This window comes from Pikeienuella piscinae (assembly GCF_011044155.1).
Lineage (GTDB): Bacteria > Pseudomonadota > Alphaproteobacteria > Rhodobacterales > Rhodobacteraceae > Pikeienuella > Pikeienuella piscinae.
Genome location: NZ_CP049056.1, coordinates 1,027,283 through 1,039,932 on the forward strand (window position 1 = coordinate 1,027,283; position 12,650 = coordinate 1,039,932).

A 12,650-nucleotide genomic window follows, 5' to 3' on the forward strand; every position below is an offset into this window, starting at 1 on the left:
CAGTCGGAGGTTGCACATGCTCAAATTCAAGCTGCTCGCCGGTTTGATCGTCACCGTGATAATCGGGGGGGCGCTCTGGTGGATGCTCGCCGCACGGACGCACGAGAACGCCGTCGCGGGCTGGCTAGAAGAGCGAAGGGAGCAGGGCTGGCTAGCCGAGGCCGACGTTTCCATCGCGGGTTTTCCGAACCGACTCGACGTGACGCTGCGCGACCTCGCGCTCGCCGACCCGGAATCAGGCTGGGCCTGGTCGGCGCCGAGGGTCGAGATCGACCAGGTGATCTACGATCCGACATTCTATGTCGTGACATGGCCGCCGGAGCAGCGCCTCGCCGCGCCCGGCGCGCGCGCGGTGCTGCGTTCGGAAAAGATGGCGGCGAGCTTTCGGGCCGAGCGGTCGGCGGCGCTCGGGCTGGTGCGCGCCTCGCTCGACATTCAGCGAGCCGCGCTCAGCGCCGAGGCGGGCTGGACCGCCGGCGCCGATCGACTCAACACGCATCTTCGCGCCGCGCCGGAAGCCGGCCCGGAGAACACCTACCAGTTCCGGCTCGACGGGGTGAGGCTGCGCCTGCCGGATTTCCTTCGCGAACTGGTCGACCCCGCCGGCGCGCTGCCGCCCGCAATCGAGACGCTGGCGTTCGATGGACACGCCGCGCTGGACAGGCCGCTCGACAGGCGCGCGCTGGAAGGGCCGAAGCCCGATATTCTCTCGTTCTCGCTGAATGACGGGATCGCGGAATGGGGCGCGCTCCGACTAGCCGTCACCGGATCGATGAAGGCCGACCGGGAAGGCTACGGTGAAGGCGAATTCGAAATATCGGCGACCAACTGGCGTGCGATGCTGGACGCCGCGACCAACGCCGGCGCGCTCGCGCCCGGCTTCGGCGAAACGCTCAAAGCCGGGCTCGGATTCATCGCAAGACTCGGCGGCGACGGCGACAGGCTCGACGTGACGCTCGTGCTGTCGGGCGGCCAGGCGCGGATCGGGCCGGTGCCGATCGGCGCTGCGCCGCGACTGGCGGACTAGACCCCGCGCTTCTCTCTGGCGGGCTGGCGTCGGCCCTGAGCCGGAACGGTTTTAGGCATGACCATGGCTATCCCAGATAGATTGTAGATTTTTTCGTATCCAGCTTGGCGATTTTCGGGACCGATCCGTTGATCGACACGCCCGAAGCTCGCGCCGCGCTCAGAGAAGACGCACGCGGAACTTTCAGAGTTCTTGCATCGGGCGTGGAAGGGTGAAAAGGCGACAGAATTCTGAGGAGTTTCACCGAGGGGTATTGGTCACTGAAATAACGGTGACATTCGTCAGCCTTTGGCTTAGGTCAACAACGACTGTTCTTGGCCCGTGTGGTGACACACTGGATATTGACCATTCGACAATTCCTCCGCCCTTCTGCGACTCAACTCATAGCGGAGTCCATCGCTCACTTTTGTCATTGACGAGAGCAACGCACGATAACGCTCAGCGGCAATAATTCCCCATCCGGTAACGCGCCACGTCGAAATGGAAATGATTGCGATGGTAGCGGTCGGCTTCCGGGCCAAGAACGGTGCCGAACGGTCCGCACGCCCCCGCCCAGACCGAACGCAGGTATTTCCTTTGAGCGCCCTTGCGCCGCCAACCGCTCTCGACTTCGACGACCTGGCCGCTCGCGAAGGTGAATTCTGAGATGTCGATGGCGTTGCCCTTCGCGTGCTCGGACAGCTTCGCGCCCTTGCGGCCATTCCGCCCGCGGCAGGCGTAGGACGCCGCCGGCTTCACCGCCGTGAGCTGCACCGAGAACGCCTTCCGCGCCGCGGGGCGCGCGGATTTCTCCATCCAGTCCGCCAGCGCGACGGCGGTGCGACAGTTTACTTCCGCCTTGCCGGTCAGCGCGACGCCCGCGACCTCGACGAGGCTGACCGGGGCCTCGATGGCGCATCCCGGATGCGCGCCAGAAATCGATGGGATCTTCGCGCCGATCACGCGCGGATCGCCGCAAACCGGGCCAACGGGGCCGAGCGACGCGGACAGGATACGCTGCGACGCGGGCTTCACTTTCGGCGCGACGCCACGCGGACTCGGCGTCGGCGCGGTTGCGGGCGCGGCCGAGGCGGCTTCCAGCGGCTCGCTCTCATCCTCGCCGAGCGTCTGGCACCCGACCATCAGAAACGCGGCGAGGCATATGCGCGTCCAGCCGCTCATTCGCTCGGCTTTCGCACATCCGGTTTTCGTGTCGGCGCGCGGCCGAAATCGGGCGCCGCGGTGTCCTGCCCCGCGTCGATGATTCCGCGCCGGATCGCCCGGGTGCGGGTGAAATAATCGTGAAGCTGATCCCCGTCGCCGGTGCGGATCGCCCGCTGAAGCGCGAAGAGCTCCTCGGTGAAGCGGCCAAGAATCTCCAGCGTAGCCGCCTTGTTGTTCAGGAAGACATCGCGCCACATCGTCGGGTCGGAGGCCGCGATGCGGGTGAAGTCGCGAAACCCGGCGGCGGAATACTTGATGACCTCCGACTTGGTCACGCGGCGCATATCGTCGGCGACGCCGACCATCGTGTAGGCGATAAGATGCGGTGCGTGGGAGGTGACCGCTAGCACGAGATCGTGCCGCTCGGGCGCCATCTCCTCGACATTCGCGCCGAGCGCCCGCCAGAAGTCGGCCAACCGGCCCTTCGCGCCCGAATCGCCCCCCGGTAACGGCGTGACCAGGCAATAGCGGTTATCGAAAAGCTCAGCGAATCCCGACTCCGGTCCGCTGTGCTCGGTCCCGGCCAGGGGGTGCGCGGGAACCACGTGAACATGCGCCGGCAGAACTTCGAGCGCTGCGATCACGGCGCCCTTGACCGAACCGACATCGGAGACGACGACCCCTTCCGCAAGCGCCGGGCCGATCTCCGCCGCGACCGCCCGCATTGCGCCGACCGGCACACAGAGTATGACGAGATCCGCGCCCGCGACCGCCTCGGCCGCGCTTTCGGCGACCTCGTCGCACAGGCCGAGCCGTCGCGCGGCTGCGCGCGTCTGCTCGCTCCGCGCGTAGCCGACGATGCGCCCGGCCGCGCCGGCGCGCCTGGCCGCGAGAGCGATCGAGCCGCCGATCAGACCGAGCCCAATCAACGCCACCCGCTCGAAATGCGCGCTCACGATACGCCCCGGAATGCGGCGACGGCCTCCGCGACGGCGACGCACGCGGCCTCGGTTCCGATCGAGATCCGTAAATGGCCGGCGAGGCCATACGCCTCCATCCGCCGGGCGATGATCCCGCGCGCCTTCAGATAGGCATCGGCGGCCGCGGCGCCGGTCTCGGGCGCGGTTCCGAAATGCGCCAGCACGAAATTGCATTCGGAACCTGTCGTCGGAACTCCGGCGTCACCTAGCGCGGCGGTGAGGGAAGCGCGAAGACGCAGCGTCTCCGCCTTTATCCGCGCCGTGTATTCGACATCGCGCATCGCCTCAGCCGCCGCGGCCTGCGCCGCCATGTTGAGGTTGTAGGGCCCGCGTATCCGGTTAATCACGTCGATGACATCCGGCGCCGCGTGCATCCAGCCGACGCGGAGCGCGGCGAGCCCGTATATCTTCGAAAAGGTCCGCGTCATCACCACGTTCGGCCGGCGCGCGATCAGCGATGCGCCGGCGTCAAAGTCCTCGGCGTCGACGAATTCGGCGTAGGCGCCGTCGATGACCAGAAGCGCGTTCTCCGGAACGCCGACCGCGAGCCGCTCGATCTCCTGCGCGTTCAGCCGCGTGCCGGTCGGGTTGTTCGGATTGGCGAGGTAGACCAGCCGCGTCCGCTCCGAGCACGCGGCGAGGAGCGCGTCGACGTCGGCTGTGAGATCCGTTTCCGCCGCGGCGACGGGCGTCGCGCCGTTCATCAGCGCGTAGGATGGGTAAAGCAGGAAGCCGTGCCGCGAATAGACCACCTCGTCGCCGTCGCGCGCATAGGCCAAGGCGAGAAGCTGCAGGAGCTCGTCCGAGCCGTTGCCGCAGATGATGCGATCCGGATCCAGCCCCTGCACCTCACCGATCGCGCGGCGAAGCGCGCCGCTGTCGGCGTCGGGATAGTCGGCGAGGCGGCAGGCGGCCTCCCGATACGCCGCGACGGCGCGCGGGCTCGGCCCCCAGGGGTTTTCATTGGCGGAGAGCTTGAAAGCCGGCGCGGCGCCGTCAATCCTCGCGCCGCCAACCTGATAGGGCGCGATCGCCATCACGCCCGGGCGCGGCGTCGCGGCCGCTCTCTCACTGGTCATCGCTTGTCCCTCCGCTCGACGGCGCGCGGAGGGTTTAGCGGCTCAGGCGCGGGCCGACCAGAGCGTTTTCAGGACCGCCTCAACCGGAACGCCGCCAACGCCGATTGCGGAATCGTGACGCCGCCGGTTTCGGCGCGGGCCTGACGATGCCGCCAAGAACCTCCAGCGGTGTTTTCATCGTCGCCGGCGCCCCGGTGCGCGGCGCGGCGTAGGCGGTCTTCACCGCCTCGACAATGATCACGCCGGCGAGGCGGCGCGCATCCAGCCGGCGGCCCACCGCCTCCGCCGTCCGCGCCATGCGGATCCAGAACCGGCGCTGCGACGGCGGCGCGTAGAGCGCGGCGGAATGACCGACGGGTTCAAGCTGATGATCGCGCAGGAGGCGCTCAAGCTGGCTGAAAGAATAAGGCCTGCCGTGACCGAAAGGGTTGGCCTCCCGCCGCGCCCAGAGCCCGGTGCGATTGGGAACGATGATCAGCGCCCGCCCGCCCGGGGCCAGCACGCGGTGCGCCTCGGCCAACAGCGAGCCGGGACGTTCGGAGTTCTCGAGCGCGTGGACGATCAGCAAGCGATCCACGAATCCGGTGGCGAGCGGCCAGCGTCTGCCATCCGCGAGAACGCTCAGGTTCGCCCCGTCGACCGGCCAGTGAAACGCGCCCATCTCGGCCGGCATCAGACCGACCGCGCGCTGCGCCTTGCGCCGGAAAGGCCGGATGAAGGGCTGGCCGAACCCGAAAGAAGCGAGATTGCCGCCGCGCATTTCCGGCCAGTGGGCGTCGAGCGCGCCACGAATCGCCATCTGCGCCACGCGGCCGAGCGGGGTGCGGTAATAAAACCGCCTCAACTCGATCACGTCGAGATGCATGCTATCACCGCCTCCGCTACTCTCTCCGCGAATCTAGCCATTCATGGAAGGCTTGCCCATGTCTATCGAGACAATCGTCATTCCCTGCCGGGAAGACAATTACGGCTACATCCTGCGCGACGCCGCCACAGGCGTCGTCGCCGTCGTGGACGCGCCGGAAGCCACGCCGCTGATCGCGGCGCTGGAGGAACGGGGGTGGGGTCTCGATCTGATCCTGCTCACCCATCACCACCACGACCATATCGACGGCGTGGAGGCGCTTCGGTCGCGCTTCGGCGCCAAGGTCTTCGGTGCGGCCGCGGACGCACACCGGCTGCCGCCGCTCGACAGGGAACTCGCCGAAGGCGACGAGGTCGCGGTCGGAGAAAGCGCCGGACGGGTGATCGACGTCTCGGGCCACACGGTCGGCCATGTCGCCTATCTCTTCGATGGTTCGGCCTTCACCGCCGACAGTCTCATGGCGCTCGGCTGCGGACGGGTTTTCGAGGGCACGCACCTGATGATGTGGGAGAGCCTTTCAAAGTTCCTCGGACTGCCGCCGGAGACGCTGATCTATTCCGGTCACAATTACGGCGCCGCCAATGGCCGCTTCGCCCTGTCGATCGAACCGGAGAACGACGCGCTGAGGCATCGTATTGAGCGGATCTCAGAAGCCGACGCCGCCGGAAAGCCGATCTGCCCGACGACGCTGGCGGAGGAGTTGGCGACGAACCCGTTTCTCCGGGCACGCGAGCCTGGCGTGAAGGCGGCGGTCGGGCTGGATGGGGCAGACGACGCCGGAGTTTTCGCCGAGATCAGGCGGCGCAAGGATCGGTTCTGACCCCTAATCCACCAGCTTTAGCCGTTTCGAATCGAAGACCCGCATCACCTGTTTCAGCTCGGCGCCACGTTTCAGGACGCGCCCGTCGTGGCCGTACACCGCGTAGGCCCCCTGCTTCGCCGCAAAGCGGGGATTCTTCTCAATTCGAAACAGCGGATGCTCCGTCGCCCGGCGGAACACCGAAAAGACCGCCCGCTCGGAGAGAAAGTCGATCGAATAATCGCGCCATTCGCCCGCCGCGACCATGCGACCGTAGACGTTCAGAATCACTGAGAGTTCGGTCCGATGGAAAGTGACCCGCTCCTCAGCGCCCCGTCCCCCGGGTTTTCGCCCGAAGGCGGTCGTTGATATTACATTCATGGGGAAATCTGACCCCGACGAAGCCGAAATGGCAAGCATTTACGGGCGCGGACGACCCCCGGCGCTCCGAAGAAACCACGAATTCGCCCGATTTCGGCCTTCGGTTCGCCATGTCACCCGCCGAGATTAACATGACAGCAAGCGATTGCTGGCCCGACGTCGCGTTATTCAGCCCCCACCCCGAATCGCGACGTCGGGCGTGTTTCCCACACCTTGGCCGCCCTTTCCCGACTCTCGGCGCCGCGCTACATGTCGCTCCACTCAGACACGGAGAAAGACCATGCGCGACTTCCACATGCCCGGCCGATCCGGCGTTTTCGCCATGAACGGCATCTGCGCCACATCCAGCCCGATCGCGGCGCAGGCGGCGGTGGCGATCCTTGAGGATGGCGGTAACGCGATGGACGCGGCCATCACGGCCGCGGTGCTGCTCGGCCTTTGTGAGCCGTCTTCGACCGGGATCGGCGGCGACATGTTCGCGCTGATCCGCCCGGCCGGAGGGGAAAAGATCACCGGCTTCAACGCTTCGGGCCGCGCGCCCGCCGCGCTCGACGCGGCGCGTCTGCGCGACGCGGGCGAAAGCGCAATTCCGCTCCGCTCTGCGCACGCGGTCACAGTGCCCGGCGCGATCGACGGCTTCTGTCGTCTGGCCGAGGATTGGGGACGGAAGGGACTCGCCGCATGTCTCGCGCCCTCTATCCGCTACGCTGAGGAAGGGGTCCCGGTCGGCCCGCGCACCGCGTTCGACTGGAAGAAGAACGCCGCTACGCTTCAGGGCGACGGCGCGAAACATTATCTCGACAATGGCGCGCCTTACGCGCTCGGCGCGGTGTTCCGCGCGCCCGGACAGGCCGAGATCCTCCGCCGTGTCGCCGAACAGGGCCGGGCCGGTTTCTACGAGGGCGAGGTGATGGAGGACATGGTCGACAGCCTGCGGGCGCTCGGCGGGCTCCACACCGCCGAGGATTTCGCGGCGACCGCGGCGGATTACGTCAATCCCGTCTCCGCGACCTATCGCGGCTATGAGTTGGTTGAGCTGCCGCCGAACGGCCAGGGGGTGACCGCGCTCCTCATCGCCAACATCCTCTCGCATTTCGATGTCGCTTCACTCGACCCGTTCGGCGCCGAGCGCGCGCATCTGGAGGCGGAGGCCACCAAGCTCGCCTATGAGGCCCGCGACCGTTTCGTCGCCGACCCGGCGCATGCGCTGACAGACCGGATGCTTTCGACCGAGACGGCGAAGCGGCTCGCCGCGCTGATCGACATGAACCGCGCCGCGCCGACGCCGCCGCCGGCCGCCGCCGCGGTGCACAAGGATACGGTCTATCTGACGACGGCCGACAAGGACGGCATGGTCGTCTCGATGATCTACTCGATTTTCCACGCCTTCGGCTCCGGTCTCGCCTCGAAGAAATTCGGCGTCAACTTCCAGAACAGGGGCGCCGGATTCGTGCTGACCGACGGGCATCCGAACGAACTGAGGGGCGGCAAGCGTCCGCTTCACACGATCATCCCCGCGATGATCCGCAAGGACGGCAAGCTGTTCGCGTCTTACGGCGTGATGGGCGGGCAATACCAGTCCACCGGCCATATGCGAGTTTTGAGCAATATCGCCGATTTCGGCATGGACCCGCAGGAGGCGCTGGACGCGCCGCGCGCCTTCGCGGATCCCTATGACGGCAAGCTGCACATCGAACGCGGCTATTTCCCCGAGGCGCGCGCGGAACTGGAGAAGCGGGGCCATGTGCTGTTGACCCCGGACGCGCCGATCGGCGGCGCGCAGATGATCCGTCTGCATGAGAACGGCGTCTATGAGGGGGCGTCGGACCCGCGAAAGGACGGCTGCGCCATCGGCTGCTGACCGGCCCGCCGCGATCAGCGTCAGCGGATGCCGTTCGCGGCCTGAGTCTCGCGCAGGAAGGAGATCACCGTCTCCACCGTCTCGGGGCTCATGTCGGGTTGCGGCGGCATGTCGCCGAAATTCCAGTGGTGCGCCTTCACCCCGTTGCGGACCGCGCGGCGGATCGATTCGTCTCCGTGGTGCGACGGCTCGTAAATCCGGTGAATGAGCGGCGGCCCGCCCGGCCCGCCGGCCGCGTCGCGGCCGTGGCAGGCGGCGCAGGCGGCGTTGAACGCGACCCGGCCGCGCGCGCCGTCCCGGCTGAGTTCGGGCGTCGAAGCGGCGGCGGGGGCGGCGCTTTCATAGGCGCGCTCGGCGGCGCTCTGGTCGTTCGCTTTTGACCAGAACAGCCACGCCCCGCCAATCAGCAACGCCGTGGACAGCGCGAGAGCGCCAATCCCCGCCGACCTTTTTCCCGCGCCGGCCATCGTGGCCCTCCGCCTTGACTTCGCGATCCCCCCTAATCATTCCGGTCGCGGGAAGGTCAAGCGGAGAGCACGGATGCGGATCGGAGATGCGGCGGCGATGGCTGGGTTGCCGGTCAAGACGGTGCGCTATTATGCCGATATCGGCCTTGTTTCGCCGTCCCGCGCGACGAACGGGTATCGCGACTATTCCAACGCGGACGCGCGCCGGCTCGGCTTCATCGGCCGGGCGCGCGCGTTGGGTTTCACGCTCGCGGAGTGCCGCAGGCTGCTGGCGCTCTACGAGGACGAGACCCGCGCGAGCGCCGATGTCAAGGCGATCACCGAAGAGCATATCGCCGCGCTCGACGCCAAGATGGCGGCGCTGGCGACGCTCCGGAACGAACTGGCGAGCATCGCCGACGCCTGCGCCGGCGACGCCAGTCCGCGCTGCCCGATCATTGAACATCTGGCGAGCGGCTGACCGTGGCGTTATGCATCGTCCCCTAAGGAGACGCAGATGGAGAAGTCCCGCGCCATGAAACGCGACTGGATCGCCACCGCCCGCACCCTGAGTGAGGCGCTGCCCTATATGCAGCGCCACCACGGCGCCACCGTCGTGGTGAAGTTCGGCGGGCACGCTATGGGAGACGAGGAGGCGATGGCGAATTTCGCACGCGACATCGTCCTGATGAAGCAATGCGGGCTGCACCCCGTCGTGGTCCATGGCGGCGGACCGCAGATCGACGACATGCTGAAACGATTGAAGATCGAGTCGACCTTCATCGACGGCAAGCGCGTCACCGACGAGGCGACCGTGGAAATCGTCGAGATGGTCCTCGCCGGGCGGATCAACAAGCACATCGTGCGGGCGCTGAACGCGCAGGGCGGCCGCGCGGTCGGCCTTTCAGGCAAGGACGCCGATCTCATCGTCTGCGAAAAGGCGCTGAAATGGATCAAGGATCCCGAGAGCAACATCGAGCGGGTTCTCGACCTCGGCTTCGTCGGCCAGCCGGTCGAAGTGAACCCGGATGTGCTCTTCATGTTCATCGAGGGTGATTTCATTCCCGTCGTGGCGCCTGTCGGGGTCGGGCGCGACGGCGAGACCTACAATATCAATGGCGACACCGCCGCCGGGGCCGTGGCCGGCGCGATGAACGCCGACCGGTTGCTGCTGCTCACCGATGTCGCAGGGGTAAAAGACGCCGAGGGCGACGTCATCACCCGCCTCACTGCGGAGACCGTTCAGGGCCTGACAGAGGAAGGCGTGATCGCTGGCGGCATGATTCCGAAGACGGAGACCGCGCTCGACGCGATCCGCGCCGGGGTCAAGGCCGTGGTGATCATGGACGGACGCGCGCCACACGCGTGCCTGCTGGAGCTTTTCACCGAACATGGCGCGGGAACGATGATCCTGCCCTGAGAGGGAAGACTCCTGACAAGATGCTGTCAGCAGGGGGCTGATACGGCTTTTCGGCGGCGATCGGCGCCGTGACCGGAGGGAGGACCGGAGATGAGGCTGATTGGCGCGCGAGGCGGCCGCCCTCCCCCCCTCCGCGCGGCCGTTGATGCGCCGCGCGGGACGCCTTTTCCGACTGATAGAGGAGCTTCACGGCCGGCGTCTCGCGCTCACGGCGGCGACTCTCGCGGCGAATCTTGAGGTTTCGCCGCGGACGATCTACCGCGACATCGCCGCGCTTCGAGCCTCCGGCGCGCCGATCGACGGCGAGGCCGGCGTCGGCTACCGGCTCGACAAGTCCTACCATCTGCCGCCGCTGATTCTCGACGGGGACGAGGCGCTGGCGCTTCTCGCGGGACTCAGCTTCACCCGCGCCTTCACCGACGACGAACTGGCGCATGCGGCCGAGAGGGCGGAGACGAAGATTCGCGCCGTTCTCGACGATGCGGGTCTGCGGCGCGCGGATCGCTCGCCCTACGAAACGCCGGCGCGTGGCTGGACGCCGGATCAGCGGGCGCTGCATCTGAAGATCAGGAAAGCCTGCGAGGCGCGCGTCAAGCTGAAGATCGATTATCGCGACGAGACGGGCGCGCCGACCGGGCGCGTGGTCCACCCCTATCTGCTTGTGCGCTGGCGCGCGGTCTGGACGCTGGTGGCGTGGTGCGAGCTTCGCGCCGCCGAACGGCATTTCCGCATCGACCGGATCGAGCGCGCCGAGCGTCTCGACGAAGGATTCGCCGACCCGCCGCCAGCGCTCCGCGCGGAGCTCCGCGCGTGGGCCGATGGTAGCGAGCCGGATGGCCGCCGCGCGCGCGTCAGCTGACCGCGCCGTCGCCGCGGCGCACACCGGCCTTCAGCGCCGCAGCGAGGTGGTGGAATTTCTCGCCCTGCACGGCGACATGGGTCCTGAGCGCATCACCCGCGCGCGCCTCGTCCGCCGCGCGAAGCGCCGCGACGATCTCCTCATGCTCGGCCATGGATTGCGCGATCCTGCCCTTCAGATAGAGTTGCATCCGCCGATAGGGGCGGAGCCGGCGATGCAGGCGCGCGGCTTCGCCGGCGAGGAAGCCGTTGCCCGATTCGTTGTAGATGGCGTGGTGAAAGATCTCGTTCGCGCGGTAATAGCCATCGATATCCTCCGCCGCCATCGCGGCGCGGCATGCGCTGTTCGCCGCGTCGAGCTCCTTGAGGCGCGCCGGCGCGATCCGCCGCGCCGCGAGCCGGCCGCAGACCGACTCCAGTTCCGCCATCACTTCGAACATTTCCAGAAGCTCCACCGGTCCCGGCTGCTGGATAAAAACCCCGCGCCGAGGCAGTTGCTCGATCAAGCCGGAGGCCGCGAGGCGCTGGAACGCTTCGCGCACCGGGGTGCGCGAGACGCCGAACCGTTCGGCCAGCGCGACCTCGCTCAGCCGCTCGCCATCCGCGAATTCCCCGGTGACGATCATCTGTTCCAATGCGTCGGCGATGCTGTCGGCCGCCCTGGCGTCCATGTTGTCCTCTGAATGCAAAGCCGGATGAACTGTATACAAAATTATTGACACTGGATGCAACGACGAAGATCATCGCGCGATCAAATTCCGGGGAATCGCACCCGGAACACAACCGGGAGAGAAACATGAAACTGAGCACCTCACTCATGGCCGCCGCCGCGCTGGCGCTCGCCGCGGGCGCTGCGGGGGCGACCGAGCTTCGTCTCAGCCATCAATGGTCGACCAGCGATGTCCGCCACAAGGTCGCGCAGATGGTCGCCGACGAGGTCGCTGCCGCCGATGTCGATCTGGAGATCAAGATTTTCCCGTCGGGATCGCTCTTCAAGGCGCGCGAGCAGTACAACCCGCTCACCCGCGGCCAACTCGACATGACCGTCTTTCCGCTGTCCTATGCGGGCGGTCAGCAGCCGGCCTATAACCTGACACTGATGCCGGGCCTGGTGAAAAACCACGATCACGCCGCGCGCATGAACACAAGCCCGTTCATGGAGGCGATCGAGGCGATCCAGGCCGAAGACGACGTGATGACGCTGGTCCACGGCTATCTCGCGGGCGGCTTCGCCGGCGTCGACAAGTGCATCACGGCCCCCGAGGATGTGGAAGGGCTTCAGACCCGCGCAGCCGGCAAGGCTTTCGAGCAGATGCTGGCCGGCGCCGGCGCCTCGATCGCCTCCATGGCGTCGTCGGAGATCTACAACGCGATGCAGACGGGCGTGCTGCAAGCGGCGAATACCTCCTCCTCGTCCTTCGTCAGCTATCGCATCTTCGAGCAGGTGAGTTGCTACACGCCCGCCGGCGATTACGCGCTCTGGTTCATGTATCAGCCGCTCCTGATGAACAAGTCGACCTTCGAGGACCTGACCCCCGAGCAGCAGGAAGCGCTTACCGCCGCCGCCGCCAAAGCCGAGGCGTTCTACCTCGAGGAGGCCAAGAAGGAAGATGCGGATTCGGTCAAGGTGTTCGAGGAGAACGGTGTCGAGATCGACCAGATGACCGAGGCGGAGTTCAACGCCTGGCGCGCGATCGCCAAGGAGACCTCCTACAAGAATTTCGTCGAAGAGGTTCCGGACGGGCAGAAGCTGCTCGACATGGCCCTCGCGGTCGAGTGACAGGCGCAATC

Annotated in this window: 14 protein-coding genes; 7 read left to right on the forward strand and 7 right to left on the reverse strand. The window is 66.9% G+C overall.

Going from position 1 to position 12,650, the window contains the following annotated elements; translation table 11 throughout:
* The first annotated feature begins 16 nt into the window (after positions 1-16).
* Complete coding sequence (locus G5B40_RS04925) at positions 17-1,027, forward strand: DUF2125 domain-containing protein (protein ID WP_165095785.1); 1,011 nt, start codon at positions 17-19, stop codon at positions 1,025-1,027.
* A 438-nt stretch (positions 1,028-1,465) separates the two neighbouring features.
* Here the strand turns inward: G5B40_RS04925 and G5B40_RS04930 are convergent, their stop codons facing one another.
* From G5B40_RS04930 to G5B40_RS04945, 4 genes are all read right to left on the reverse strand, one after another.
* Entirely contained in the window at positions 1,466-2,188 is a 723-nt protein-coding gene (locus G5B40_RS04930; RefSeq protein ID WP_165095788.1) for an extensin-like domain-containing protein, read from the reverse strand.
* Positions 2,185-3,126 (reverse strand): prephenate/arogenate dehydrogenase family protein, encoded by a 942-nt coding sequence (locus G5B40_RS04935; protein WP_165095792.1) that lies wholly within the window; start codon positions 3,124-3,126, stop codon positions 2,185-2,187. Before G5B40_RS04935 ends, G5B40_RS04930 begins: the two co-directional genes overlap by 4 nt.
* Complete coding sequence (gene hisC, locus G5B40_RS04940) at positions 3,123-4,229, reverse strand: histidinol-phosphate transaminase (RefSeq protein WP_165095795.1); 1,107 nt, start codon at positions 4,227-4,229, stop codon at positions 3,123-3,125. The genes G5B40_RS04935 and hisC overlap by 4 nt, the downstream gene beginning before the upstream one ends.
* Before the next feature lie 79 nt (positions 4,230-4,308).
* Complete coding sequence (locus tag G5B40_RS04945; protein WP_165095797.1) at positions 4,309-5,094, reverse strand: class I SAM-dependent methyltransferase; 786 nt, start codon at positions 5,092-5,094, stop codon at positions 4,309-4,311.
* Positions 5,095-5,152: 58 nt separating this feature from the next.
* Here G5B40_RS04945 and gloB point away from each other — a divergent pair, with 58 nt between their 5' ends.
* Entirely contained in the window at positions 5,153-5,914 is a 762-nt protein-coding gene (gene gloB, locus G5B40_RS04950; RefSeq protein WP_165095800.1) for a hydroxyacylglutathione hydrolase, read from the forward strand.
* A gap of 3 nt (positions 5,915-5,917) precedes the next feature.
* Here the strand turns inward: gloB and G5B40_RS04955 are convergent, their stop codons facing one another.
* Complete coding sequence (locus G5B40_RS04955; RefSeq protein ID WP_343040662.1) at positions 5,918-6,184, reverse strand: DUF2794 domain-containing protein; 267 nt, start codon at positions 6,182-6,184, stop codon at positions 5,918-5,920.
* A gap of 370 nt (positions 6,185-6,554) precedes the next feature.
* Here G5B40_RS04955 and G5B40_RS04960 point away from each other — a divergent pair, with 370 nt between their 5' ends.
* A complete protein-coding gene (locus tag G5B40_RS04960) occupies positions 6,555-8,135 on the forward strand; it encodes a gamma-glutamyltransferase family protein (RefSeq protein ID WP_165095806.1) in 1,581 nt (526 codons plus the stop codon).
* 20 nt (positions 8,136-8,155) lie between these two features.
* Here the strand turns inward: G5B40_RS04960 and G5B40_RS04965 are convergent, their stop codons facing one another.
* Positions 8,156-8,602, reverse strand: coding sequence for a c-type cytochrome (locus G5B40_RS04965; RefSeq protein ID WP_165095809.1), 447 nt, complete (start codon positions 8,600-8,602; stop codon positions 8,156-8,158).
* Between the two features lie 73 nt (positions 8,603-8,675).
* Here G5B40_RS04965 and G5B40_RS04970 point away from each other — a divergent pair, with 73 nt between their 5' ends.
* From G5B40_RS04970 to G5B40_RS04980, 3 genes are all read left to right on the forward strand, one after another.
* On the forward strand, positions 8,676-9,062 hold the full coding sequence (locus G5B40_RS04970) for a MerR family DNA-binding protein (protein WP_165095812.1): 387 nt from the start codon (positions 8,676-8,678) through the stop codon (positions 9,060-9,062).
* Positions 9,063-9,098: 36 nt separating this feature from the next.
* Positions 9,099-10,001 (forward strand): acetylglutamate kinase, encoded by a 903-nt coding sequence (argB, locus tag G5B40_RS04975; RefSeq protein WP_165095816.1) that lies wholly within the window; start codon positions 9,099-9,101, stop codon positions 9,999-10,001.
* 145 nt (positions 10,002-10,146) lie between these two features.
* Positions 10,147-10,860, forward strand: a complete 714-nt coding sequence (locus G5B40_RS04980; protein ID WP_165095818.1) for a helix-turn-helix transcriptional regulator — start codon at positions 10,147-10,149, stop codon at positions 10,858-10,860.
* Here G5B40_RS04980 and G5B40_RS04985 read toward each other — a convergent pair.
* The gene (locus G5B40_RS04985; RefSeq protein ID WP_165095821.1) at positions 10,853-11,530 is read right to left on the reverse strand and encodes a GntR family transcriptional regulator; all 678 of its coding nucleotides are present in this window, start codon (positions 11,528-11,530) and stop codon (positions 10,853-10,855) included. The genes G5B40_RS04980 and G5B40_RS04985 overlap by 8 nt on opposite strands.
* 125 nt (positions 11,531-11,655) lie before the next feature.
* Between G5B40_RS04985 and dctP the strand changes: the two genes are divergently transcribed.
* Positions 11,656-12,639 (forward strand): TRAP transporter substrate-binding protein DctP, encoded by a 984-nt coding sequence (dctP, locus tag G5B40_RS04990; RefSeq protein ID WP_165095824.1) that lies wholly within the window; start codon positions 11,656-11,658, stop codon positions 12,637-12,639.
* Positions 12,640-12,650: the final 11 nt, after the last annotated feature.